Here is a 23245-nt window from a genome sequence, read left to right on the forward strand (position 1 = left end):
GGCGGCAGATCAGGCCCCACCAATTTCTTCCAGGACGACGCCCGTGCCGCCGCAATTGGGACACGGCTTGGTGCCGATTCGGCCGCTTCCCTGGCATTCGCGGCAGATATTCTCGCCGATGCCGGGAGTTCTGGGCGGCGCCTGATCGCCCGGGTTGAGCTTCGGCTGACCGGGAACGGCCCGTTTTTCTGGACGTTTGGGCATGGCTTGTGCTCGCGCTGATGCTGTTCCTTTCAACGCAGGCGGGGAATCCGAGTTGCGCTCATCGCCATAAGAAAAGGCCCGCTCGAAGCGGGCCCGATATTTCCAGAGTTTGATACTGCATGATCTTATCGGCAAACCGGATTCCACTTTGCCGGATCATGCTCTAGCGGCAAACCGTACGCCGGCGAGGCTGCCAGCCCCAACCGGGCACCCACTCGCTGAAGCGTTCCGTAAAGCAACGTTCCTCGTAAACCGGAGGCGGCGGGGCATAATAGACAGGCGCCGGCTCGGCATAAACCGGCGGAGGGGGCGGAGGCGGCGCGTAGACCGGAGCGGCATAGACCGGGCTCTGGGAGGCGGCAATCGCGCCGCCGACCGCAAGGCCGCCCAGCACGCCAATGGCCGCAGCTGCGCCCGGCGACAGGCGATCGCTCGCCGCGGCGGGCTGGATGGCGGCCGCGCCCGTCACGAGGGCCAGAGCAAGCGCGGTGCCGGAAATCAAACGAGAAATCTTCATAGGCGTCACCTTACGTGGCGGAGGAGGTTCAGGACCTCGCCTCCCTTGCAACCCGTATAGCGCCCCAAACCTCTCTGGAATCTGAACGAACCGTGGCAGAGATAAGGCCAAGCTTGGTAACTGTATTCATGGTCACTCAAGCGTAAACGCGTGGCCTCATCCAAATCGGCTCAATCCCCCGTCGTTCGCAGCGGCACCGACAAAAGCACGCGGATCAGGTCGGCCTGGCGGTTGGTTTCCGTCTTCCTGAAAAGGTTTTTCAGATGGAAGACGACCGTCGTCTGCGCCACATCGAGCTCTTCGGCGATCTGATCGAGGCGCTTGCCATCGATCAGCATGAGTGCCACGCGGGTCTCCGATGGCGTCAGGTTGTAAAGCCGCACCAGCGTGTCGCCTGATACCTTGCTCCGCTGCTCGGTGTCGATCAGAAGCAGTACGACCGCCTCCGGTTTCTCGTCCGCGGAGAAGCGCTGACCGGGAATCAGGACAAGATACGGACGCCCGCCGGAAAGACGTGGGAACGAAACGATCTCGTCCAGGAACTCCTCGTGGAATGCCTTGGCGATGCTCTCATGCAGCTTGCTGTTCTGCTTGGGCGCCGCCCCTTTCAGGATTCCCTGCGAGACGTTCAGGCCATCGTCTTCGCCGAGAATCCGCTCGGCTTCCTTGTTCATCAGTCGGACGCCGCCCTTTTCGTCAACGACGAGGACGCCGACCAGGAATCTGTCGAAGGCGAAGGTCGCCTTGTAAAGGGCCTCGACCGTGCGTCCGCGGGAGGAATTGAGAATCTCCTGCCATGCCTCCTCAGCCCGCTGAACCGCGCTCTGCTGGACGCGTGCGACCTGGTTCAGGCGTGCGGCAATGGTGGCCAGCAGGATCTCATAATCGATCGGCTTTACGAGATAATCGTCGGCTCCCGCCTGCTTGCCGACAAGCACATCGTTTCGACCTGCGAGGGCTGTGAGGAAAATGAAGGGTACATCGGCGAGCCCCCCCTTTTCGCGCATGGCCCTGAGCACATCGTAGCCGCCCAGACCCGGCATGGTGATATCGCACAGAACGAGGTCGGGACGATGCTTCTCGAGAAGCGCGAGAGCCTCGCTCCCATTCGCGGCCTGAAGCACCTTGTAGTTGGCGGCCTCCAACTCCTCCGCGATATCGACCCGCAGATCTTCTTCGTCTTCGATACACAAAATCGTCTGCTGGGCATTCATTGTTGTTAAGCCCCCCTCATGCAGCCTGCTGCGATTGGTCGACGTTCGAAATCGGCAGATCGAACGTGAACCGCGATCCCTCAGCTTCGAAACTTTCCACCTGAATCTCCCCACCATGCAAGTGCATGATTTGCTGGGCAAAGTTCAAGCCTATGCCTGTCCCTGCGATACCCGCGGCAGTCCGTGCACGATAGAACCGATCGAAAATCTTCGACAGTTCATCCGCAGGAATTCCGATGCCCCAATCTCGAACCGAACAATAGGCGCGGGAGCCGTCCATCCAGATCTTGATTTCCACGGCTGGGGTCTCGCCCGAGTATTTGACCGCGTTCGACAAAAGGTTGATGACGACCTGTTCGATCAGCATGCTGTCGCAATAGACCTGAACCGGCACTTTCGGCCCATCGAAGCGAATGTCGGCATACGAGCTCAACTCACGCTGTCTGTCGCAGATGTCCCCAACCAGATCGACCAGATTGCAGGATGCGGGATTTAATTCAATCCGCCCCGCATCGAGTTTCGCGGCATTCAGAACGCTTTCCACAAGGCGTGTCAGCCTGCTGGTTGCGTTCCTGATTTTCTGGACCCGGGTGTTCAGCTCATCCTGCGTGACATTCGGCCCACGGCGGAGAATGCGCTGAGCACTCGAATCGAGAATGGCGAGCGGGGTACGAAACTGATGCGACACCATGGAAACGAAGCTGCGATAGGCACCCGTCATCTCGCGCTCACGGTCGAGCGCCGATTGCAGCGCCTGTGCTGCCCGCTTGTAGCCCGAGATATCGGTCAGGCGGACGAAAATAGTGCCGCCATCGACCTGGGACACCGACAGTTGGGCCCACACATCCTTCTTTATCATGAGTTCGAGCTCGAGCCCCTCGAAAGCGCCCTCGTTCGCGTTCAGCCGGGCATCCGCGCCCTCGCACATGGCGAAACAACGCAGGAAGGTGGCCAGGGTCATCTCCTCGGCACACCAAACGGCCACCGGCTCGGCTGCTCGGATCTGCTCGTTGGCGAACAAGAGCTTCCCCGTCCAATCGAAGGCGGCAAAACCATCCGGAGCTGTCTCGATGGCGGCGATCAACCGGCGCTCAGCCTGGCGCAGGGCTGCGGTGCGTTGCTGAATCTTGATTTCCAGGTCGAAATTCTGGCGCTCGGCCTGCTTGCGCGCGAGCCATTGCTCCGTCATGTCGCGAATGAAGGCAATGCCCAGGCTGCGCTCTGCCATATGGAGGGGGAAACAGTTGATCTCGAGACACCGTTCCCGGCCCAGCGGCGAAATACCCTCGTCCTCGAAGACTGCGCTCGTATCCTGGATGGCCTGCGTGAGGGACAGGACCATATCCGGCTTCGAAAAGATCGGGTCCAATTGCTGAAGCTGCCGGCCCACCGCGCTGTCGGAATTGACCCCGAGCAAAGACTCCATGCCCGGGTTCCACAACAAGCAGCTGAGCTTTTCATCAAAGATGATGATTCCCTGATTGCTGATATTGTTGATGACGAGGTCGGACAGTTCCTGCTCCTGCCGAAGAAGGCGCCTCGCCTGCTTGTTGTCGTGCACCCCCTTGAACAGCCGCAGGAGGAGGAAGGCCGCGCTGATGACGATGCCGATGATGAAGGCCAGGCTCTCGAAGACCACGCGCAAATACATGGAGCGTTTCAAGGCCCCCTGCTCGCGGTTGAGAAGCATGACCTTGTTGGCCAGGTCCCGGAGTTCGTAGGCCAGATCCCGCGATTGGGACCTGAGCTGCTGGGCCGTTGCCGGATCGAACCTGCCCTGGAACAGAGGCTCGGCCAGCGTCAGTTGAAGATAGGCCTCTTTGAGATCGCCCATCCGGCCGAGCTGTTCGATGAGGTGGCCTTGCGGACCCTCAAGGAGCACAGCGAGCCGGCTAAGGAGAATTGCAAAGCGGAAATTGGGCTCCTGCTCCGGGTCGGTGAATGTTTCATGGGCCGCCTCGCGGGCGAGGCTTTCGGCAAGGAGCGTGGCCTCGAACTGGGTCTGGGTGATCTGCCAGAGATTGGTATGGGTGTCTTCGCTGCGAAGGTCCGTCTCGACATCGAGCAGTCGTGACACCGTGAACACCAGACAAGCGATCAGGCTCGCAATCGCAATAAGCGTAACGAGAGCTGTCCTATAACTCTGGAGAGCGATGCCCATCTTTACTCGACGTGCAACCGGTTCAGTTGCCAGACCCATCGGGAATCGTACCTGTAGTCATTAAGGACCGTGTATTCGTCCCGTGGATAGACGATCCATAAGGGCCCCTTATCACGGATCGACAGAACTTTACCGTCGACACTCATGGCGAGGAGCGGGGAATATTTCAGATCCTCGAACGGGATATCGACCTGGTAATCGTTCAAGGCCGAAGCTTTCAGATTAGCCCCCTTGGCGCCCACCCTTTCGAGAACGGCGTTCAATGGAATTCCCTCAAAAACCTGAGGATGATCGGCCCACACGGAACCGGTCTTGATGGACGCCTTGCCGAGCGCTTCAAGCATCTCCCGGTCGAACCGCGCCAGACCGGGAGCATTGGTCGCTTCAATAGCCCCTGAAATCGTCAGCAGGACCGGACCTTTCGGCGCCGGCAAAGGCTCGGCCGCCCATGCGGGCACGCCAAAGGCTAGCGTGGCGACGAGAGATAGAAGCCATGCAATCTTGTGCATCGATGTCCCGCTTGGATGCCCGCTTGGAAAATAACAACATAACACGAATGCTTTTTGAAGAGAATTTCTCCTAAAATCTAGTGGTTTCCGTAAAGATCCTCGATCAGTTGGCATATTTTCCGCGATCAATGTGCGTTTCTGCCGAGACGCCAAAACGGCAACCCTACTTCCAATTTGGATCAGATCACTGGAAATCGGTTTAGGCATGGCCAACCGCGTTCAGCTTAACGATAAGCGCTTATGTCGCCCGCTGAGAATTGGCCGCATGACAAATAAGAGCCCTCCCCAGCTTGTGGGGAGGGTTCGCTTCTCCACGTTCTGCCACTCATGCTTTAGCGATCGTTACCGGTCACATTGCCGCTCGCATCGGCGCTGATGCCTCCGACATTCGCACTGACATCAGCGCCGAGAGCAGCGCCAAGGCCTCCGCCACCCAGCGCGGCACCAAGGCCTGCATCCGCTTTCACATCGGCGACGGAGCCCACATTTGCATCGACCGAGCCACTGGCACCGACGCCGCGGGAGCCGACATCCGCGCCGACCAAAGCATCGACCGCACTCGTCGTGCTTCCGGAGCCTCTCGAGCCTGACCCGCTAAGGCTCGCATTTGCATCGATGCCGAGACCAGCGCCCGAGCTTCCGGCCGAGCCGGCACTGCCGCTTGAGCCGATCGCCCCGGTCACACCGACATCGGGCCCGCCTCCGCCAGCAACCGAGGTGCCTCCATCGGCGCCAATGATTGCACCGAGCCCCAGGCTCGGGAGGATCGATCCTGTATTGTCCGGACCTGTCGGGTTACCGGGAGCCCCATTTCTTGGCATGTTGCCAGCAAGACCTCCGTCGACACCGCCGGCGCCCGGAACGAGGGATGTCGGCCCGCTCCCGACTTCACTTGGATTTACTTGGATTTTGGGGAGCAGATGCGCCGATGCTTCCGCTTCTGGCCGTCCCGATTCCGCGGGAGGCACAGCTTCCAAGCTGCGCATTTGCCCCGCGGGTGCAATCGACCCAAGTCTTCTGCGCCGATGCGTTTGCCGTGAAGCCAGCGAATGCAGCCGCCGCCAGAAATAGCACTTTGATATTCGTCATTGCCCTAACCTCATATACACTTGAGACCTTGCCGTTTTATTTGATACGGCTTGGTTAGGACGGATTTCATCTGTGGCTTGTTCCACTTTCAGATGAACACGAGGATACGGATTTTATTTTATATAATTTTATAACGAATAATTACGGAATAATACTCTGATGAAACATACTAAACAGCCAAGGCAAAAACGAAAATTGATTTTCCTATTCAAATTTAATGAGTTGAACCATCTATTGGCTGTGGGAGCCTCGGTTTTTTCGTGGAATTTTTACGAATAGGAATACTCACCTGAATACTGAATTTGAACGCGCGAAGCTTCGATCAAATTTTCGTGATGCTTACTCGACAACTTGATCTGAAATTTTCGCGTTGAGATTATATGCCTATCATACGTATATATGAGATACAGTAACCGACTAGGATGATATTGTGCAGCCTGTGCCATTTCACCTTAGATACAGAAACACCCTTCGCGTTGTTACGCTACCGTTCATGTGCGCCTGGGCATAAACACTTTGGTCGCTCCATACCTTTATTGCCCCTCCAAGGATTCTTCCCGAGTGTTCTGGCATTGATTGTACTGGCTCGCGTCCCTGGGCTATAGTGAAGCTTCAATTCAAATCGGCTGGGGCTCCCGCCGTGATGCAATCGAGGAGTTAGAAATGCGCAAGTTCATTGCGGCTCTGCTTGGCGCTGCAACGCTGGCTTCGTCTCTGCCCGCCAGCGCGGAGACTCTGCCCCATGGGCCGATGCCCGACGTGCAGAAGGCTTATCCCTCCGAGAGCTATTCGCAATATTATTATCGGCGCGGCTATTATGGCCGTCCTTATTACGGGCGTCCCTATTATCGCCGGGACAACGGCGCGGCCGTCGCAGCGGGCGTCGCAGGCGTTGCGGCCGGAGCCTTGATCGCCGGCGCCATCGCCAATTCGGCCCAGGCCCAACCGGCAGCCCCGCCGCCTCCCGGCACAGTCAGCCCATCGGTAGCGGCCTATTGCGCCAGGAAGTATCGCTCCTACGATCCGGCTACAGGCACCTTCCTGGCCAATAACGGCATGCGCTACGTCTGCACCTATCCGTAATCCAAGGCAGCACCGGCGCGGCTTTTTCGTCGCGCCGGTTATCCATTCCGGAGCTAGCCTTTCAGGCAAGAGTTCATGAATGTCTTGCGCGCATCCCCCGCCATATGTTTGGCGGATGCCTGCGTATTACACGACTTCATTTTTTCCTGCTGAGGCGTCATCGTCGTCGAGCCGGTCGTGCTGACTTTCCCCGTCAGGCAGTCCGACATGAATGTCTTGCGGGCGTTCCCGGCCATGTGCTTCGACGATGCTTCTGTATTACAGGATCTCATCCGTTCCTGCTGCGGCGTCATATGCTGGGCGCTTGCCCCGATCGTCGAGACGAGAAGAAGAGCAGATGCGATCGAAACCAGGGTTCTCATGGTTTCCTCCATAATGCCCCCTGTCTCTCATTTAGGTACGGCGCCCGGAACAGGAAAGGTTCCTCCAGCCGCGAGGGAGCCGTCGAGCTTGTTTTGACGGGATTTGACAAGTCATGCCCGGCGGCTACGATACCGTTCATGAACCGCCAAGACATCAAGCCGCGAGACCTGTTTTCCGCAGGATTGCTGATCGCACATTCCTAAGCCCGGGAGCCGAGGAGCGACGTCGTCGCGACCTTCCCCGGAGCGGTTCATATCCGATCCCAGACACGCCAATCCGCCCCGCTTGCCAAGTCATCCAAGTGGCGGCCGAAGACCTTGTGGAGCCCCACCATGTCCATCCACGCGACGTTTCCCGCGAAAAGCCGCGCTCAACCGAAAAGACCGCCCATCAAGATCAACGCGCAGGATCACGAGCGCCTGCTGAAGCTTGCCGAGGTCGCCGCCGCCCGAATGCCGGAGGTCTCGGACTACCTCCTCACCGAACTCGAGCGCGCCCGCATCATTCCGGCGGCATCGAAAACCCCGTCTCTCGTCTCCATGGGATCGACCGTCACGTTTCGCGACGAGCAGACGGGCCGAACGGAGCGCGTGACGCTCGTTTTCCCCGATCAGGCGAACATCGACCAGAAGCGCATTTCCATTCTCACCCCCATCGGCGCGGCCCTCATCGGCCTGAGCGAGGGGCAGTCGATCACTTGGCCCACGCGAACCGGCAAAGAGCATCGCCTACATGTCATTGCAGTGGAAGAGGCGGAATAGAAGCCGAAGGGATCCTGGCTCGCCGGGATCCGCCCCCTGGGTACTGGCCGCGACAATGCGGCCGGGCGGCTCCGCTGCACCCGATGCGGTGGCGAGCCGTTTCCGTTTTGACTGGCCTTTAGGCAGAAGCCTTATGGATTGGACTGGCTTGTGTCCCGGGTTTTTTCCTCCGGCGCATTTCCTCGATCAACTTTTGCATCTCGTCAGGAATGGAGCTGAGGACGGTCTCTTGATAGCGATTGCGCAAGGACTGCCCGAGAAATTCCTCGACGTGACGTGGTAGGCGCGGCACTTGCCTTTCGGCAGACGTGCTCTTCCGCGGGATTTTTCTCATGGCGTTTCTTGCCTCCCGCTCAGCGGATTCTTCGGTGATCATCGTTGGGAAGATGGGCCTCTTTGATCAGATGATCGCGGCCAGCTTATGAAGGCCAAGTGTCTTCACGATGACCGGAACCGGATCATGCCCTTGCAGAGACCGTAAGACGCTCCGGCTTCGTGCCGGCGGGTAAACTCCCGATTTCTGAGCTTACTCGACCCGCCGTTTACAAGGCGGTTGGTCGAACCGGTCGGTTGCGGACACCTAGTTCGATTCGAGACCTGTCGATTTCCCCAGCCTTACTGGACGCAGATTGAACCCTATTTGCACCCTTAGCCCCAGAAACAGCAAAACGGGCTACAAAACGCCGGGTGAGAAGCTTGGCTCTTGAAGGGGAAAAGCCTTGGCAATCAATGGTCGGAGCGAGAGGATTTGAACCTCCGACCCCTAGTCCCCCAGACTAGTGCGCTAACCGGGCTGCGCTACGCTCCGACTGAGCCGCCATATAAGCCGACATTCGGCAGGACGCAATCTCTGATGCGCGAAAGTGCGCATCTTATTCGTTGATGCTGGGCTCCGAAGTCGCACGTAGCGTGCTCAGGACACGGTCGCATTCCAACAATTCTTCCAATACGGCATGAAGGTTGTCCCAATCCGCGTCGAAGGCCTGCATCTCCAAGCCCTGCGCGGCATTCTCGCCAAGACGATTCCCGGCATTGTCGTCTCCAGATTCGGCGAATTCCTGCGTATCGGGACGCGATGCCGCGACAACCTGCTCGCCGCGGCCGACGGCCTGGACAAATCGAACGCCCTCTTCCTTCAGGATCCGCTGCACGCCCTTGATCGTGTAACCTTCGCCGTAAAGGAGATGGCGGATTCCCTTCAGCAGATCGACGTCGTCCGGGCGGTAATAGCGCCGCCCGCCGCCACGCTTGAGCGGCTTGATGTGCGCGAAACGGGTTTCCCAGAAACGCAGGACATGCTGCGGCAGGTCGAGATCCTCCGCGACCTCGCTGATGGTGCGGAAAGCGTCGGGGCTCTTGTCCATGGCGCCGCCAGCCATTGCCGAGCTCAGTCCTCGCCGTCGGCGGTTTCGCCGTTGATATGGGCCTTGAGGACGTTCGAGGGCTTGAAGACCATCACGCGGCGCGGATCGATGGGCACCTCGATGCCGGTCTTCGGGTTGCGGCCGATCCGCTCGCCTTTGCTGCGCACGACGAACGACCCGAAGGAAGAAAGCTTGACCGTCTCGCCCGCCGCGAGGCTGTCGCAGATTTCCGCCAGCACTCTCTCGACCAGTTCAGCCGATTCCGTCCGCGAAAGACCGACTTTCTGATAAACGGCCTCGCTCAGATCCGCTCTCGTTACGGTTTTGCCTGCCATCGCACTCCCCCAGCACGCAGATGCGATATCTGCGGTTCGATTCCCCGCAGACGCTATGCAGATGGGACAGTATGGTCAACCTTTGATGGGCTCGGAAACGGCTCCGCTGTCACCAACGGATGAGGGCACTACCCCATGTGAAGCCGCCGCCGATGGCTTCGATCATGACGAGGTCGCCCTCCTTGATGCGTCCGTCCTTGCGGGCGACATCGAGCGCCAGGGGAATCGAGGCGGCAGAGGTGTTGCCGTGCCGGCTGACCGTAATGACGACCTTGTCCTGGGCAATCCCGAGCTTGTCGGCGCTTGCCGTGATGATGCGCTTGTTGGCTTGGTGCGGGACGAACCAGTTCAGGTCCTGCGCCGTCGTGCCGGTGGCGTTGAAGGCATCCTGAATGACGTCCGTCACCGATCCGACGGCGAAGCGGAAGACTTCCTTGCCTTCCATCTTGAGCACGCCCGTGGTCTTGGTCGAGCCCGGCCCGCCATTGACATAGAGCTTGTCGCGGTAGCGCCCGTCGGAGCGCAGATGCGAGGTCAGCACGCCGCGGTCGGCGGATGTCCCCTCGCCTTCCCGCGCCTCGAGCACGATGGCGCCGGCGCCATCGCCAAAGAGCACGCAGGTGGTGCGATCTTCCCAATCGAGAATGCGCGAGAAGGTTTCCGCGCCGATCACGAGGGCGCGCTTGTGCGAACCGGAGATCAGAAACTTGTCCGCGGTCGCGACACCGTAGACGAAGCCGGTGCATACCGCCTGCAGATCGAAGGCCGCGCCGTGGCTCATGCCGAGACCCGCCTGGATCATCGTCGCCGTGGACGGGAACGTGAGGTCCGGCGTCGAGGTGGCGCAGATGATCAGGTCGATGTCGGCGGGCGTCAGGCCCGCATCGGCGAGCGCCGCCTCAGCGGCCTTGATGCCGAGAACGGAGGTCGTCTCGTCATCCCCCGCGATGTGGCGCGCCTCGATGCCCGTGCGCTGCACGATCCATTCGTGAGAGGTTTCGACCAGTTTCTCGAGATCCTGGTTCGTGACAATGCGCTTCGGCAGATAGGAGCCGACGCCGCGCACGATGGAACGGGTGCGTTTCAAGATGTGCCTTCCTCAGGCCTGTTGCTCGATCGGATCATGCTCAAGCATGCCCCGGATCGTCTTCATCAATTCAAAATGCGCCATGTCGTAGGCGACATCGATGGCGCTGGCGAAACCCAGCGCGTCAGTCCCGCCATGGCTTTTCACCACGACGCCTTCCAGACCCAGGAAGACGCCGCCATTGACCTTGCGCGGGTCCATCTTGTCCTTGAGAGCGTTAAAAGCCTGTTTCGCGAACAGATAGCCGATCTTCGCCATCAAGGTCCGGCTCATGGCGGAGCGGAGATATTCGCCGATCTGCTTGGCTGTGCCTTCTGCCGTCTTCAGGGCGATATTGCCCGTGAAGCCCTCGGTGACAACCACATCGACCGTGCCCTTGCCGAGATCGTCGCCTTCCACGAAGCCGCGATAATCGAGATGCGGCAGGTTGGATTCCTTCAGGATCCGGCCTGCTTCCTTGACGGTCTCGATGCCCTTGATCTCCTCGGTGCCGACATTGAGGAGGCCCACCGTCGGGCGGTCCAGATCGAACACGATACGCGCCATGGCCGCGCCCATGATCGCCATGTCGACCAGATGCCCCGCATCCGCGCCGATCGTCGCGCCGACATCGAGCACGATGCTTTCGCCGCGCAGGGTTGGCCACATGCAGGCGATGGCCGGGCGCTCGATATGAGCCATGGTCTTGAGGCAGATCTTCGCGGTCGCCATCAGCGCGCCGGTGTTTCCGGCCGAGACGGCGGCATCCGCCTCCCCGTCCCGCACCGCCAGCACCGTCTTCCACATGGAGGAGCGGCCCCGGCCCATGCGGATGGCCTGGCTCGGCTTCTCGTCCATGCCGATGGCGATGTCCGTGTGGTGGATCTCGGTTACTTCCTTCAGCTTCGGATAGCCGTTGAGAATCGGAGAAAGAACCGCCTCGTTCCCGAACATCAGGAAACGGAGGTCGGGATGGCGCTCGAGCGCCAATGCCGCGCCTGGAATGACGACGGACGGACCATGATCGCCGCCCATCGCATCAAGCGAGATCCGGACTGGCTTTGGCATGAGCGGGTGTTTCTTTCTGAAATTCGTTCGTTAGGGGGCGGAAAATACCGGTTTGCGGGGTCACCGCAACCGAATTCTGTTCCATGGCGAAACACTCAGCCCCAACCCACAACCAAGGGGTGAAGCGAGCCTTCAGCCAGACTTAATCTGACCGATATTTATTCTTTCCCCTTGAGCCTATCCAGGGCTGCGAACGGAGAATCCTTGCGGTCCTTGGGGTCCCGGTAATCGAAATCGATGCCGGGCTTGCGCGGATAGGGATCGAGTCCCAGGGCCAGGAATTCCGCAGTCAGCGCGCCCAGATCGATCTGGCCGTTGATGATCTCGTCCGGGGGCTCGTATTCGTGCATCTCGGTCGGGGGCTCTGGCGGCATCCCCGAGGATTCCGCGAAATCGACCTCGACCTCCTCCTCGACCGTCGAATCGAACGGGTCGAGACTGACGACGCAGATCTGGGTGATCGTCGCCTTGACCATCCCGGTGACATGGACGCCCTTGGCCGTACTGGTGAGATTGAAATCGCCCGAAAGGGACTGGATTCCGGGCAGCCCGAAATCCTGGGCAAGCGCCCTGCATTCCTCGTCGCTGGCTTCCACGTGGACATGCTTGCCTGCGGGCGGGATATTCACGACATCGACGATCCGGGTCAGCGGACCCACTGTTTCGGGCGTCATTGTGCTCCTCCCTCTGCAAAGGCTTCCGGTTTCGGGAAAGCAGGTCCCCGGTCCAGAAACGCGGCGAGATCCGTTGACCTGAGGCCCTGGTCGGCCGCCAGGACATAACGCGCCAGGGCTGCGGCGGGTGCATCGCTCCCGCAGGCATTTCGCCCGAGAGCCACCGCAAGTCCGGCCTCGTCCGCCCCATCGAGAGGGGCGTCGTAGGAATGGGCCCGGCCGTAGAAGGACGAGGCCAACTTCTTCATGCGCTTGGGCACGGTGGTGTCGCCGATCCCCATTTCCCGCAAGGATGCGTCGAGATCCTGAAAGAAGGCGTCGGTCAGATCCTTGGCCACGTCGCCGGCCGGGGCCGGAAGCCCACGCAGGGCACGCAGGATAAGGACCATATGCAGTGAAAGGGCTTCGAAACGCCCCTCCAGGGTGTCGGGGATGCCGAGCGCCGCATAGAGCCCCGGCGCGCGCGAAGCCGTCGCGACCCGCTCGTAGAGCGTCGCGATCAGGATGCGCCTCGGATCCTTGCGGAAGAGACTGAAGATCACCGCCTTGTACCTTCCTGCCTTGTCAAAAACTTAACACCGGGTTACGCCATCAGCGTCCAAAGGCGCAAGCTTATCCGCGCCATAATCCTGGAAGAACCATACGATGCGTCGATATCATACTCTCTTCGTACGCTTGGCAGCAGCGACATTCCTGGCTTCCTCTCTGGCCGGCTGCATGGGCGGTGAAGAATTCCATCGCGGTTATCTCGTGGATGAGCGCGCAGTCAGTGAGGTCAAGAAGGGTATGAGCGCGGAGCAGGTGCTCACGACTCTCGGTACCCCCTCGACCGTATCCACCGTCGGCAACAAGAACTGGTATTACATCAGCCAGAAATCGCGCCGGACCTTCCAGTTCCTGGGCGAGCAGGTCGTGGACCAGCAGGTCACGGCGGTGTATTTCGACAAGAACCTCAAGGTCGAGCGTATCGCGCTCTACGGCTTGCAAGACGGCCAGGTCTTCGATTTCATCAGCCGCACCACTCCAGCCGGCGGCCAGGAATCGAGCTTCCTCACCCAGCTCTTCCGTGGAACGAACAACCTCAATCCTTTCGGGGTCTGATCTTTCCCACCCAGAACGATGCAAGGCCGGGCACACGCCCGGCCTTTTCGTTTGCGCGGAGGCGAGCACGCGATCATTGCGCGCCCTGCCGCATTCAGGCGATGAGCGCCGAAGCTCCGCTTCGCTGCTTCAGGTATCGCAACATCGCAACCGCCTCGGCGGGCATGGGCCGCTCCACGCGCCGGTAGACGCTCCCATCGCGGGTCCGCTCCATGAGACCCAGATCGCAAAGCTCGCGGCGCAAAAGGGCATGATCGCCAAAACCATGCATGGCCTGGAGCCGCTCGTTGACTTCTCCTTCAGAGAACTGCTGCTTCGCCGGCAGGCGCGACCACAGAACCCAAAGGGCGATCAATCGCTCGCTGTGCTTGCCGGGCCATCGCTGAAGCCGCGCATCGGCATCGTAACAGCGTGCTAGCCGCTCGATTTTCCGGAAATCGACAGGCTCGGCTTCGGGGGGCGGATTGCTCAACCTTTGATGGGCTGAAGCCTGAGCGCGGAGCTGCTGGAAATTGCGGTGCCCGATGGAGCGGGCCAGCATATTCAACAATTCGACATGCCCCGGCTTGTCGTCCCTCTCGGCCAGTTGGAGACGCAAGGACCGCGCGACGGCGGATATATCTTCGGCGTGAAACGGAAAGCTTGTCCTAGACATGACTTACCCTCGATGTCGTGCCTATCCAACATGGGATGACCGGTGATCGCCCTTCCGACGCGGCACGGGTGAGTGATGTCCGTCGTGATGATATTCTGCAGGTTTAGCGTGCCCCTCAGGGCGGCGATGCCTCGGTGAACTGCGGACCGTAGAGCCTGGATAATACGGTCTCGCAGCACGATCAAGCAACATCGGCGAAACGGCCGTCCGCCCCTCATTCACTACCAGGCTATTTCGCCGGCGGAGAACGGCCTTTGGCTCAACTGGGAAAATAAAATGTTCGTTCAGCTTCTGAAATTCGCTGCTCGTTCCCTTTTTCGGCGCCAGAGCCGCCAAAGCGTTTTCTCTCCCGCCTAAGGCGCTTCATCAGAGCAATGGAGGCCTGCATTGTCCGTTCAAGTTGGCTTATTGCAATTTCTGTATTTTGAGACGACGACAAGTTATTATGTTCCATCTTCATCGGCAAAACCGCTCTACTTTCACTGCAACGTTTGAAAACGCATTTTACGTTGCGGAATGAATCTTCGCAGTTGGGCCGCATTATGGCAGGCGGAAGGCCTTGGCATCTTAGAGCATCGTGCGCAAAAGTGGCCCCGGTTTTGCGGCCACACGATGCTCTCATCCAAGGAGAAAGCATCGGATGCCCCTAAAAGTGGAAGCCACTTTTAGGTCCGAGGCTTTAGGCTTTCCCACGGTCTTGCCTTTTTGAATCGGCAATGAAAAACCCCGCGACCGGAGTCGCGGGGTTTCGTGTCTTCGATTCCGGTGCGCTTTACGAATGCGCGAGGATCGCCAGGAGCAACAACGCGATAATGTTGGTGATCTTGATCGCCGGATTGACGGCGGGACCCGCCGTGTCCTTGTAGGGGTCGCCGACGGTATCGCCGGTGACGGAGGCCTTGTGGGCCTCGGAGCCCTTGTGGTGGGTGTTGCCCGAGAGATCCGTGAAGCCGTCCTCGAAGGATTTCTTCGCGTTGTCCCAGGCGCCGCCGCCCGACGTCATCGAGATGGCAACGAAGAGCCCGGTGACGATGACGCCGAGCAGCATCGCACCGACCGCCGAGAAGGCCTGGCTCTTGCCGGCAATCGCATAGACCACGAAGTAGGTCACGATCGGCGCCAGCACCGGCAGGAGCGACGGGATGATCATCTCCTTGATCGCGGCGCGGGTGAGCATGTCCACCGCGCGGCCGTAATCGGGACGATCCTTTCCTTCCATGATACCCGGCTTCTCGCGGAACTGCCGACGCACCTCCTCGACCACCGCGCCGGCCGCACGACCCACCGCCGTCATGGCGATGCCGCTGAACAGGAACGGGATGAGACCGCCGAACAGCAGGCCGACCACCACATAGGGATTGGCCAGCGAGAAGTCCGGCTTCACGCCCTGGAAGTACGGATACTGGGCCGCATTCTGCGTGAAGTAGTTGAGGTCCGACGTGTAGGCCGCGAACAGCACGAGGGCGCCGAGGCCCGCCGAGCCGATGGCATAGCCCTTGGTCACCGCCTTCGTGGTGTTGCCGACGGCGTCGAGGGCGTCCGTGGACTTGCGGACTTCCTTCGGCAGTCCGGCCATCTCCGCGATGCCGCCCGCATTATCCGTCACCGGACCGAAGGCATCGAGCGCCACGATCATGCCCGCCAGCGCCAGCATCGCCGTCACCGCGATCGCGATGCCGAACAGGCCGGCGAGCGTATACGAGACGATGATGCCCGCCATGATGACGAGCGCCGGAAGGGCCGTGGATTCGAGGGAGACCGCAAGGCCCTGGATCACGTTCGTGCCATGCCCTGTCACCGAGGCCTGGGCGATGGACCGGACCGGACGGAAGCCGACGCCGGTATAGTATTCGGTGATGACGACAATGAGCGCCGTCACCGCGAGGCCGACCAAGGAGCACCAGAACAGGGACAAGCCCGTAAAGGTTGTGCCCGCGATCGGCCCGAGCCCGATGGTGAAGTATGTGACCAGTCCGATGGCGACAATGGAGAGAAGTCCCGTCACGATGAGCCCCTTGTAGAGGGCGCCCATGATCGACTCGTTCTGCCCGAGCTTCACGAAGAACGTGCCGATGATCGAGGTCACGATACAGGCCGCGCCAATGCCGAGCGGATAGAGCAGCATCGATTCGAGAATGGGCTGTCCGGCGAAGAAGATGGCCGCGAGAACCATGGTGGCGACCACGGTCACCGCGTAGGTCTCGAACAGGTCGGCCGCCATGCCGGCGCAATCGCCGACATTGTCGCCCACGTTGTCGGCGATGGTCGCCGGATTGCGCGGGTCGTCTTCCGGAATACCGGCTTCGACTTTGCCGACGAGGTCGCCGCCCACGTCAGCGCCCTTGGTGAAGATGCCGCCGCCGAGACGGGCGAAGATGGAAATGAGCGAGGCGCCGAAGCCAAGGGCCACGAGGCTATCGATCACCTCACGGCTCGAAGACGGCAGACCCACGATCTTGGTCAGGTAGCCGAAATAGAGCGCAACGCCGAGAAGCGCGAGACCGGCCACGAGAAGCCCCGTCACCGCGCCCGACTTGAACGCCACGTCGAGACCGCCGCCGAGCGACTGAGTCGCCGCCTGCGCCGTGCGCACATTGGCGCGGACGGAGACGTTCATGCCGATGAAGCCCGCTGCACCGGAAAGGATGGCGCCGACGGCGAAGCCGACCGCGACGCGGATGCCGAGCAGGTAGGCGATGATGACAAACAGCACCGCGCCCACGATGGCGATGGTGGTATATTGCCTGCGGAGATATGCCTTGGCGCCCTCGGCAATCGCGGCTGCGATTTCCTGCATGCGTTGCGAGCCAGCGTCGCGCTTCATCACGTCGTTAATGGCCCAGAGGCCATACGCTATCGAAAGAAGGCCGCCCAAGATAATCAGGGTAAGTGCCATTGTGCCGTCCTTGTTATGGGAAGCAGAATGCCGCGCTCAAAGCCTGTTTTTCGGCCTTGACCGGCCCTTACCCCCTGCGAAGTCTGCAGACGCTGCCAAAAAACTATGAAGCCCGCAACGCGACTTCCGCATGACTCACAACAAAGACTTCATGCCGGGACAGGGATTTTTATCCTTTTCTGCACGGCCAGGAGAACCAGGGCGACGATGACGGGTGGGAAGACGAGCCAGTTCACGCTGTCCCATCCGCCCATATTGAGCAGTTTGCCTGACGAGAAGGACGCAACGGCAACCGAGCCGAAAACCAGGAAATCGTTAGCCGCCTGCACTTTCGTGCGCTCCTCCGGTCGGTAGCAATCGGTCACGAGGGACGTTGCGCCGATGAAGCCGAAATTCCACCCGATGCCCAGGAGGATGAGTGTGGCCCAGAAATGGGCGACGCTGATGCCCGAAAGGCCTATCGCAGCGGCAAGTGCGATCAGGACGAGGCCCGCAGCCGTCACGCGGCCCTTTCCGAATCTCCCGATGAGTCGGCCCGTGAAGAAGCTTGGGCCGAACATGGCGAGGATGTGCCACTGGATGCCGAGCGCCGCCGTGCCCACCGGATGGCCGCAGCCGATCATGGCGAGCGGAGCCGCCGTCATGATGAAGCTCATGAGGCCGTAGGAGACGAGACCGGCCACGACAGCAACGATGAAGCGCGGCTGGGCCATGATCTCGCGAAGGGGCCTGCCGCCGTCCTCGCCCGCCTGCGGTGCGGCGCTCACGGGCATAGGTCTCAGGAACGAGACGACGATGATGGACAGAAGCGCCAGCCCCGCCTGACCGAGAAACCCGCCGGCGAAGGGCGCGGTCGCAATCAGGTCGCGGGTCCAGATGACTGTCTGCGGGCCGATGATCCCCGCTGCCAGGCCGCCCGTCATCACCCATGAGATGGCGCGCGGCTTGAAGGCGTTGGACGCTGCATCCGTCGCGGCAAAGCGGTAGCTTTGGACGAAGGAGCCGTAAAAGCCGGAGATAAAGGTGCCGAGGCAGAACAGCAGGAAGCTCGCGGAGGCGATTCCGAACGCGGCAAGGCACCCCGCGAAGACGCAGATGCCGGCTCCAAACAGATAGCCGGTGCGCCGCCCCGCCCGCCGCATCAGGATGGCGGCCGGAATCGTGCCCAACGCCAATCCGAGATTCGTCAGGCTCACGGGAAGGGTGGCGAGCGCCTTGTCCTCCGCCAGGACCTGCCCGACGAGGCCGCCGAGCGACACCACGATGGCCGGATTGGCGCCGCCAAGCGCCTGGGCGCAGGCGAGCACGAGGGCGTTGTGCCTGGCGAGGCCGTCTCCTTCGGAAGCGAAAGCCTTGTCAGAAGTGGGAGAATGAGCCGACATCATACCGTCTTTCGAGAACCCCCATCCGAAAGACCGGCGTGTCATGTCCCGAAACGACTCGACCTATGGCGGATAGCTTAACCCCGACCCTATCGGCCTCCGCCTTGAAGCTGTCGAGATTTTTCTCCGAAACGGTGCAGAGAATCTCATAATCATCGCCGCCGGTCGCAACCCGATCGATGAGTTCGGGCTTCGCCTCGACGGCCTTGCGGGTGGCAACGGAGAGCGGAACCCGCTCCAGATCGATCACGGCCGATATGCCGCTCGCGCGCATCATCTTGGCGAGATCGCCGGCAAGCCCGTCGGAGACGTCCATGGCGGCGTTGGCATGAATCCGCAACGCGGTAGCGAGGCGATGGCGGGGCTGCGGGTGCAGATAGCGGTCGGCGAGGAAGGCCCAGTCGGCGGCCGTAAGATTGGCGGCCCAGGCCGGACCTTTCCGAAGGTCGAGGCCCAGGGCGCTATCCCCGATGGTGCCCGTCACGCAGACGATATCGCCAACCTGCGCCGTCGTGCGGAGCACCATGCGCCCGACAGGAACTTCGCCAATGGCGGTCACGGACAGGGTCAAGGCTCCCCTCGCCTTCACCGTATCGCCTCCGAGAAGCGGACAGCCGAAATCGCGGGCAGCTTCTCCGAGACCTTCTGCGAAACCGGAAAGCCAAGCCTCCGTCCAATCCTCCGGCAGGGCGAGACTGAGGAGGAAGCCCGCCGGATCCGCGCCCTTCGCGGCAAGGTCGGATACATTCACGCCCAGGGCCTTCCGGGCGACGGAAGCAGGCGGATCGCCTGGCAAGAAATGCACCGTCTCGACGAGCGCGTCCGTCGTCAGGACGAGGTCGTGTTCCGGGCGCGGCGAAAAGCAGGCGGCGTCGTCCTTAAGCCCAAGCCCGCCCTCGCCCGCGAGGGGCGCGAAGAATCGGGCGATGAGACCGTCCTCGGAGGGGCGTGCCGGAGAGTTCATACGCGGACGGGCCCCTTCATGCCGGGCCTATCGCTTTGCCTGTCCCGCGGCCTTCTTTTCCAGTTCGCCGGCCCGAACATCGCGGGCAAGCGTGTCGAGCACGGCATTCACCAGCCCCGGCTCGTCCTCATGGTAGAAGCTGTGAGTCACGTCCACATATTCGGTGATGACGACGCGGACCGGGACGTCCTTGCGGAACATCAGCTCGTAAGCGCCCGCGCGCAGGATGGCCCGAAGCACGGCTTCGACCCGCTTCAGGGGCCAGCCGTCGGCGAGAGCCTTGTCGATCTTCATATCGATGGCGCGCTGGTTGTCGACCACGCCGGAGAGAATGTTGCGGAAGAAATCGTTGTCGGAAGGTTGGAACTCGATGCCTTCGACCTCGCGGCCAATCCAGAATGTCTCGAATTCTGCGAGGGCGTCGATGACGCCCTTGCCCGAAACATCCATCTGATAGAGGGCCTGGACGGCTGCAAGGCGAGCGGCCGAACGTTCTGCGGGCTTTGCCATGATCAGGCCTCCTGAACGTTTCGTTGAATGCGCAGAACGGCGAGAGCCGCTTCCACCGCGCCCCCGCCCTTATTCAATTCATTGATCCGCGCGCGGGTCCAGGCCTGTTCGTCATTCTCGACGGTAAGAATGCCGTTGGCGAGCGGAATGCGCCGCTCGACGGACAGGTCCATCAGCGCACGGGCGCTTTCGCCCGCCACGATGTCGTAATGCCCGGTCTCGCCGCGGATGACACAACCCAGCGCCACGACCGCATGATAGGGCCTGCCCGCCTTTTCTGCCGCATCGAGGGCGATGGCTATGGTCGCCGGGATTTCGAGCGCGCCGTCCACCGTCAGCACGTCCGTCTTCGCCTGCGCCGCGTCCGCGGCGTTGCGGGCCCCGACCAGCAATTCATCGGCGATATCGTCGTAGAAGCGGGCTTCCACGATCAGGATGCGGGCGCCGGGAACGGGCGGGCGGGATTTGGCAGTAGCGGGCGTATGGGCGACCATCGGGAACCAATTTCGGACTTGAACAGGGCATGTCATCCTCATCCTGAGGAGAGCCGCGAGGCTCGTGTCGAAGGATAAGGGCTATGTGCTCCAAACGGAGAACGTGTTGAGGGTCCCTACCCCGCCCCGCGCGCCTCTGCAAGTCGTGCGGCGTATCGCGCCATCAGATCGACCTCGAGATTGAGCCGGTCGCCGACCTGGCGCTCACCCCAGGTGGTGACCGCAAGGGTGTGGGGAATGATAAGCACGGAGAAGACATCGTCCTTCACCGTGTTGACAGTCAGCGAGGTGCCGTCGAGGCAGACCGATCCCTTTTCCGCGATGAACGGGGCGAGCGCGGCCGGAGCCTTGACGTAGAACCGGGCCGTCGGCCCCCAGGGATCATCCCCTGCCGTAATGGCCTCCCGCGCCACGATAGTGGCGACGCCGTCCACATGGCCTGTGACGATGTGCCCGCCAAGCTCGTCGCCGATCTTGAGGGAGCGCTCCAGATTGATGCGCGTCCCCACCGTCCAGTCCGGCACCGTGGTGCGCTCCAGCGTTTCGGCGGCGGCATCCACATCGAACCAGCAGCCACCCTCGCGCGCGCCGACCGCCACCACCGTCAGGCATGGACCGCCGCAGGCGATGGAGGCGCCGAGCGCGATCGTCTCGGCATCGTAGGCCGCATTGATCCGCAGGCGCTTCAAGGTGCCCTGAGCACCTTCCTCTGCGACAACCTCACCGACATCGGTGACGATACCCGTGAACATCAGGGTTTCTCCCAAAACATGAAAAGGTCGGAGCCGAGCTGCTCATCGCCGCTCAGGCGCAGCTCGTCCATTTTTTCCTGAAGCGCGAAGCCGAGCGCCGGCACATCGCCTTCGCCCCGCGCGGAACGGCCGGTAATGAGCACAAGCTCGTCGACGAGATCGGCCCGCGCCAGGGCATTCGCCAGATCGGGTCCGCCTTCGCAGAAGATCCGGGTCAGCCCTCGCGTGCCGAGCAGTTTCAACGCCTCGGGCAATGAGATGCGTCCCGCATCGTCCGGCCCGACGCGCAGGACCTCGACGCCCCGCTTCATCAGGGCGCGCTCGGCCTCGATGGGAGCCCCGACCGTCGTCATGACCCAGGTCGGGATCTCCCGTGCAGTGGCGACGATCTGCGACGTCACGGGAATACGCAGATGGCTATCCATGACGATGCGGATGGGCGAGCGTTGCTCCAGTCCCGGCAGACGCACGTTGAGGAGAGGATCGTCGGCAAGGATCGTGCCGACGCCCACCATGATCGCGTCCGCGTGGGCGCGCATGAGATGGACGCGGGCATTGGCCCGCTCATCGGTGATGATCAGGCGCGGGCCGCTACTGCTCCCCGCGAAACCCTCCGTGGTACGCGCCAGCTTCACGGTGATTGCGGGCCGGCCATTCGTCACCCTGGTGAAGTGGCCGCGATGGGAGCGGAGAGCTTCCTCGGTCCGACAGCCGACATCGACGGTTATTCCGGCCTCGCGCAGACGGGCATGTCCCAGCCCCGCGACCCGGTCGTCAGGATCCTCTACTGCTGAAACCACGCGGGCGATGCCCGCCTCGATCACGGCGTCGATGCAGGGCGGGCTCTTGCCGTGATGCGAACAGGGCTCGAGCGAGACATAGAGCGTCGCGCCTCTTGCCCGCTCACCGGCGGCGGCCAGGGCGACACGCTCCGCATGGGGCCGCCCGCCGGCCTGGGTTGCGCCTTGGGCCAGGATCAGCGGCGCACCGTCCCTGTCGTCCACGACGACAGCGCCAACGGAGGGATTGGGCCAGGTGAGACCGAGATTCCGTTCGCCCAGGGCAATGGCCAGGCGCATGAAGCGCCGGTCCCGCTCTGCTTTTTCAGCCGAAGGGTCCCCTGCGGGTGTGGATGGGGCCATCAGTCGGATTGGACCGGATTGCGCTTGGGCGAAATCGGTTGGTCCCCGTCCATTTCCTCGTTGGCGAGATGGCCGAGAATCTCTTCGAAATCCTTGGCCTCGCGGAAGTTCTTGTAGACCGAGGCGAAGCGCACATAGGCCACGTCGTCGAGGCCTTTCAAGCCTTCCATGACGAGTTCGCCGACGGTTTCGCTCGGCACCTCGGCATCGCCCATGCTCTCGAGCTGCCGCACGATGCCGTTGAGCATCCGCTCCACGCGTTCCGGATCGACCGGACGCTTGCGGAGCGCCACTTCCACCGATTGCTGAAGCTTGTCGCGGTCGAACGGCACGCGACGGCCCGAACGCTTCACCACCGTGAGTTCGCGCAACTGCACACGCTCGAAGGTCGTGAAGCGGCCACCGCAATCCGGGCAGATACGGCGGCGGCGAATGGAGGAGGAATCGTCTATCGGCCGAGAGTCCTTCACTTGGGTGTCGAGACTCCCGCAATAGGGACAGCGCATCAGTCTTCTACCTGAAAATCAAAGTTACTGTTCCGCCAAGCAGCACAGATCCAGAATGCTATGCCGGCAAGCAATCCAGCCAGAGCCGTATGAGTGATCACTTGAATACTTGCTGTTAACTGGAAGGAACCGACGCTCAACGTTACCCAAGGCAAAGACGCAACGATGATCCCCGCTAGAGCAGCATTCAGAATCGTCGGTCTTACTCTGTCTTTGAGCAGAAAATATGCAGGCAGACCTAGGAGCGCCGCCTGCACGTAAGCGACAATGACAATGATGCTCACAATGGTGGAACGCCCAATCAGGAGATCCTCGATGAAGCGATAGCCTTCTGAAATAAGGCCAAACCCTGCAACACCAACCATCGGAGCCAACGCAAACCCTGCGGCAGCGCGGATCGCCGGAAGGTATGATTGGGAAGGCCTCATGACCTAG

26 protein-coding genes and 1 tRNA gene are annotated in these 23245 nt (G+C 61.2%); 3 read left to right on the forward strand and 24 right to left on the reverse strand.

Annotation, left to right across the window (positions count from 1 at the left end; translation table 11 throughout):
- Window positions 1–9: 9 nt before the first annotated feature.
- From AB4Y97_RS03050 to AB4Y97_RS03075, 6 genes are all read right to left on the reverse strand, one after another.
- A complete protein-coding gene (locus tag AB4Y97_RS03050; RefSeq protein WP_441997530.1) occupies window positions 10–204 on the reverse strand; it encodes a hypothetical protein in 195 nt (64 codons plus the stop codon).
- A gap of 163 nt (window positions 205–367) precedes the next feature.
- Window positions 368–721, reverse strand: a complete 354-nt coding sequence (locus tag AB4Y97_RS03055; protein WP_441997531.1) for a hypothetical protein — start codon at window positions 719–721, stop codon at window positions 368–370.
- Window positions 722–891: 170 nt separating this feature from the next.
- Complete coding sequence (locus AB4Y97_RS03060) at window positions 892–1935, reverse strand: response regulator (RefSeq protein ID WP_441997532.1); 1044 nt, start codon at window positions 1933–1935, stop codon at window positions 892–894.
- 16 nt (window positions 1936–1951) lie between these two features.
- A complete protein-coding gene (locus tag AB4Y97_RS03065; protein ID WP_441997533.1) occupies window positions 1952–4096 on the reverse strand; it encodes a PAS domain-containing sensor histidine kinase in 2145 nt (714 codons plus the stop codon).
- Between the two features lie 2 nt (window positions 4097–4098).
- Window positions 4099–4605 carry an oxidoreductase gene (locus AB4Y97_RS03070; RefSeq protein WP_441997534.1) on the reverse strand — a complete coding sequence of 169 codons (507 nt, stop codon included), beginning with the start codon at window positions 4603–4605 and terminating at the stop codon, window positions 4099–4101.
- Between the two features lie 332 nt (window positions 4606–4937).
- Window positions 4938–5426 carry a hypothetical protein gene (locus AB4Y97_RS03075; protein WP_441997535.1) on the reverse strand — a complete coding sequence of 163 codons (489 nt, stop codon included), beginning with the start codon at window positions 5424–5426 and terminating at the stop codon, window positions 4938–4940.
- Between the two features lie 931 nt (window positions 5427–6357).
- Between AB4Y97_RS03075 and AB4Y97_RS03080 the strand changes: the two genes are divergently transcribed.
- Window positions 6358–6777, forward strand: a complete 420-nt coding sequence (locus tag AB4Y97_RS03080; protein ID WP_441997536.1) for a BA14K family protein — start codon at window positions 6358–6360, stop codon at window positions 6775–6777.
- Window positions 6778–6830: 53 nt separating this feature from the next.
- Here AB4Y97_RS03080 and AB4Y97_RS03085 read toward each other — a convergent pair whose 3' ends face one another.
- Window positions 6831–7139, reverse strand: coding sequence for a PsiF family protein (locus tag AB4Y97_RS03085; RefSeq protein WP_441997537.1), 309 nt, complete (start codon window positions 7137–7139; stop codon window positions 6831–6833).
- A gap of 333 nt (window positions 7140–7472) precedes the next feature.
- On the opposite strand from AB4Y97_RS03085, the gene rnk reads away from it, so the two are divergent.
- On the forward strand, window positions 7473–7901 hold the full coding sequence (rnk, locus tag AB4Y97_RS03090; RefSeq protein ID WP_441997538.1) for a nucleoside diphosphate kinase regulator: 429 nt from the start codon (window positions 7473–7475) through the stop codon (window positions 7899–7901).
- Between the two features lie 730 nt (window positions 7902–8631).
- On the opposite strand, the gene AB4Y97_RS03095 is transcribed toward rnk, so the two are convergent.
- The 7 genes from AB4Y97_RS03095 to AB4Y97_RS03125 all read right to left on the reverse strand — a co-directional run bounded on the left by AB4Y97_RS03095 (window position 8632) and on the right by AB4Y97_RS03125 (window position 12950).
- Window positions 8632–8709, reverse strand: a tRNA-Pro gene (locus AB4Y97_RS03095).
- Between the two features lie 64 nt (window positions 8710–8773).
- Window positions 8774–9265, reverse strand: a complete 492-nt coding sequence (locus AB4Y97_RS03100) for a MerR family transcriptional regulator (protein ID WP_441997752.1) — start codon at window positions 9263–9265, stop codon at window positions 8774–8776.
- A gap of 23 nt (window positions 9266–9288) precedes the next feature.
- Complete coding sequence (locus AB4Y97_RS03105) at window positions 9289–9600, reverse strand: integration host factor subunit alpha (RefSeq protein WP_441997539.1); 312 nt, start codon at window positions 9598–9600, stop codon at window positions 9289–9291.
- Between the two features lie 109 nt (window positions 9601–9709).
- Window positions 9710–10687 (reverse strand): beta-ketoacyl-ACP synthase III, encoded by a 978-nt coding sequence (locus AB4Y97_RS03110; RefSeq protein WP_441997540.1) that lies wholly within the window; start codon window positions 10685–10687, stop codon window positions 9710–9712.
- A gap of 12 nt (window positions 10688–10699) precedes the next feature.
- Entirely contained in the window at window positions 10700–11734 is a 1035-nt protein-coding gene (plsX, locus tag AB4Y97_RS03115; protein WP_441997541.1) for a phosphate acyltransferase PlsX, read from the reverse strand.
- Between the two features lie 158 nt (window positions 11735–11892).
- On the reverse strand, window positions 11893–12408 hold the full coding sequence (locus tag AB4Y97_RS03120; RefSeq protein ID WP_441997542.1) for a YceD family protein: 516 nt from the start codon (window positions 12406–12408) through the stop codon (window positions 11893–11895).
- On the reverse strand, window positions 12405–12950 hold the full coding sequence (locus tag AB4Y97_RS03125; protein ID WP_441997543.1) for a ubiquinol-cytochrome C chaperone family protein: 546 nt from the start codon (window positions 12948–12950) through the stop codon (window positions 12405–12407). The genes AB4Y97_RS03120 and AB4Y97_RS03125 overlap by 4 nt, the downstream gene beginning before the upstream one ends.
- 103 nt (window positions 12951–13053) lie before the next feature.
- On the opposite strand from AB4Y97_RS03125, the gene AB4Y97_RS03130 reads away from it, so the two are divergent.
- Window positions 13054–13509 (forward strand): outer membrane protein assembly factor BamE, encoded by a 456-nt coding sequence (locus AB4Y97_RS03130; protein WP_441997544.1) that lies wholly within the window; start codon window positions 13054–13056, stop codon window positions 13507–13509.
- 94 nt (window positions 13510–13603) lie between these two features.
- On the opposite strand, the gene AB4Y97_RS03135 is transcribed toward AB4Y97_RS03130, so the two are convergent.
- The 10 genes from AB4Y97_RS03135 to AB4Y97_RS03180 form a co-directional block, all read right to left on the reverse strand.
- On the reverse strand, window positions 13604–14164 hold the full coding sequence (locus tag AB4Y97_RS03135; RefSeq protein WP_441997545.1) for a DUF2087 domain-containing protein: 561 nt from the start codon (window positions 14162–14164) through the stop codon (window positions 13604–13606).
- A gap of 772 nt (window positions 14165–14936) precedes the next feature.
- Window positions 14937–17060, reverse strand: coding sequence for a sodium-translocating pyrophosphatase (locus AB4Y97_RS03140; protein WP_441997546.1), 2124 nt, complete (start codon window positions 17058–17060; stop codon window positions 14937–14939).
- 149 nt (window positions 17061–17209) lie between these two features.
- Window positions 17210–18442, reverse strand: coding sequence for an MFS transporter (locus AB4Y97_RS03145; protein ID WP_441997753.1), 1233 nt, complete (start codon window positions 18440–18442; stop codon window positions 17210–17212).
- On the reverse strand, window positions 18417–19406 hold the full coding sequence (gene thiL, locus AB4Y97_RS03150) for a thiamine-phosphate kinase (RefSeq protein ID WP_441997547.1): 990 nt from the start codon (window positions 19404–19406) through the stop codon (window positions 18417–18419). Before thiL ends, AB4Y97_RS03145 begins: the two co-directional genes overlap by 26 nt.
- Window positions 19407–19433: 27 nt before the next feature.
- Window positions 19434–19916, reverse strand: coding sequence for a transcription antitermination factor NusB (gene nusB / locus AB4Y97_RS03155; RefSeq protein ID WP_441997548.1), 483 nt, complete (start codon window positions 19914–19916; stop codon window positions 19434–19436).
- 2 nt (window positions 19917–19918) lie between these two features.
- Window positions 19919–20410, reverse strand: coding sequence for a 6,7-dimethyl-8-ribityllumazine synthase (gene ribH / locus AB4Y97_RS03160; RefSeq protein ID WP_441997754.1), 492 nt, complete (start codon window positions 20408–20410; stop codon window positions 19919–19921).
- 116 nt (window positions 20411–20526) lie between these two features.
- On the reverse strand, window positions 20527–21162 hold the full coding sequence (locus AB4Y97_RS03165; protein WP_441997549.1) for a riboflavin synthase: 636 nt from the start codon (window positions 21160–21162) through the stop codon (window positions 20527–20529).
- Window positions 21162–22304 (reverse strand): bifunctional diaminohydroxyphosphoribosylaminopyrimidine deaminase/5-amino-6-(5-phosphoribosylamino)uracil reductase RibD, encoded by a 1143-nt coding sequence (ribD, locus tag AB4Y97_RS03170; RefSeq protein ID WP_441997550.1) that lies wholly within the window; start codon window positions 22302–22304, stop codon window positions 21162–21164. The genes AB4Y97_RS03165 and ribD overlap by 1 nt, the downstream gene beginning before the upstream one ends.
- Window positions 22304–22810, reverse strand: a complete 507-nt coding sequence (gene nrdR / locus AB4Y97_RS03175) for a transcriptional regulator NrdR (protein WP_441997551.1) — start codon at window positions 22808–22810, stop codon at window positions 22304–22306. The genes ribD and nrdR overlap by 1 nt, the downstream gene beginning before the upstream one ends.
- Window positions 22810–23238: a hypothetical protein gene (locus AB4Y97_RS03180; protein WP_441997552.1), complete on the reverse strand. Its 429-nt coding sequence runs from the start codon at window positions 23236–23238 to the stop codon at window positions 22810–22812. The genes nrdR and AB4Y97_RS03180 overlap by 1 nt, the downstream gene beginning before the upstream one ends.
- Window positions 23239–23245 lie beyond the last annotated feature (7 nt).

Source organism: Microvirga sp. 2TAF3 (assembly GCF_052114965.1).
Lineage (GTDB): Bacteria > Pseudomonadota > Alphaproteobacteria > Rhizobiales > Beijerinckiaceae > Microvirga.

Coding starts and splice junctions, on each gene's coding strand:
- AB4Y97_RS03180 (WP_441997552.1), bottom strand. CDS start 23,238: ATGAGGCCTTCCCAATCATACCTTCCGGCGATCCGCGCTGCCGCAGGG.
- ribD (WP_441997550.1), bottom strand. CDS start 22,304: ATGGCCCCATCCACACCCGCAGGGGACCCTTCGGCTGAAAAAGCAGAG.
- thiL (WP_441997547.1), bottom strand. CDS start 19,406: ATGAACTCTCCGGCACGCCCCTCCGAGGACGGTCTCATCGCCCGATTC.
- AB4Y97_RS03145 (WP_441997753.1), bottom strand. CDS start 18,442: ATGTCGGCTCATTCTCCCACTTCTGACAAGGCTTTCGCTTCCGAAGGA.
- AB4Y97_RS03065 (WP_441997533.1), bottom strand. CDS start 4,096: ATGGGCATCGCTCTCCAGAGTTATAGGACAGCTCTCGTTACGCTTATT.
- nusB (WP_441997548.1), bottom strand. CDS start 19,916: ATGGCAAAGCCCGCAGAACGTTCGGCCGCTCGCCTTGCAGCCGTCCAG.
- AB4Y97_RS03060 (WP_441997532.1), bottom strand. CDS start 1,935: ATGAATGCCCAGCAGACGATTTTGTGTATCGAAGACGAAGAAGATCTG.
- AB4Y97_RS03165 (WP_441997549.1), bottom strand. CDS start 21,162: ATGTTCACGGGTATCGTCACCGATGTCGGTGAGGTTGTCGCAGAGGAA.
- AB4Y97_RS03135 (WP_441997545.1), bottom strand. CDS start 14,164: ATGTCTAGGACAAGCTTTCCGTTTCACGCCGAAGATATATCCGCCGTC.
- AB4Y97_RS03075 (WP_441997535.1), bottom strand. CDS start 5,426: ATGCCAAGAAATGGGGCTCCCGGTAACCCGACAGGTCCGGACAATACA.
- AB4Y97_RS03130 (WP_441997544.1), top strand. CDS start 13,054: ATGCGTCGATATCATACTCTCTTCGTACGCTTGGCAGCAGCGACATTC.
- AB4Y97_RS03080 (WP_441997536.1), top strand. CDS start 6,358: ATGCGCAAGTTCATTGCGGCTCTGCTTGGCGCTGCAACGCTGGCTTCG.
- AB4Y97_RS03070 (WP_441997534.1), bottom strand. CDS start 4,605: ATGCACAAGATTGCATGGCTTCTATCTCTCGTCGCCACGCTAGCCTTT.
- ribH (WP_441997754.1), bottom strand. CDS start 20,410: ATGGTCGCCCATACGCCCGCTACTGCCAAATCCCGCCCGCCCGTTCCC.
- AB4Y97_RS03120 (WP_441997542.1), bottom strand. CDS start 12,408: ATGACGCCCGAAACAGTGGGTCCGCTGACCCGGATCGTCGATGTCGTG.
- AB4Y97_RS03085 (WP_441997537.1), bottom strand. CDS start 7,139: ATGAGAACCCTGGTTTCGATCGCATCTGCTCTTCTTCTCGTCTCGACG.
- AB4Y97_RS03050 (WP_441997530.1), bottom strand. CDS start 204: ATGCCCAAACGTCCAGAAAAACGGGCCGTTCCCGGTCAGCCGAAGCTC.
- AB4Y97_RS03140 (WP_441997546.1), bottom strand. CDS start 17,060: ATGGCACTTACCCTGATTATCTTGGGCGGCCTTCTTTCGATAGCGTAT.
- plsX (WP_441997541.1), bottom strand. CDS start 11,734: ATGCCAAAGCCAGTCCGGATCTCGCTTGATGCGATGGGCGGCGATCAT.
- AB4Y97_RS03105 (WP_441997539.1), bottom strand. CDS start 9,600: ATGGCAGGCAAAACCGTAACGAGAGCGGATCTGAGCGAGGCCGTTTAT.
- nrdR (WP_441997551.1), bottom strand. CDS start 22,810: ATGCGCTGTCCCTATTGCGGGAGTCTCGACACCCAAGTGAAGGACTCT.
- AB4Y97_RS03100 (WP_441997752.1), bottom strand. CDS start 9,265: ATGGACAAGAGCCCCGACGCTTTCCGCACCATCAGCGAGGTCGCGGAG.
- rnk (WP_441997538.1), top strand. CDS start 7,473: ATGTCCATCCACGCGACGTTTCCCGCGAAAAGCCGCGCTCAACCGAAA.
- AB4Y97_RS03055 (WP_441997531.1), bottom strand. CDS start 721: ATGAAGATTTCTCGTTTGATTTCCGGCACCGCGCTTGCTCTGGCCCTC.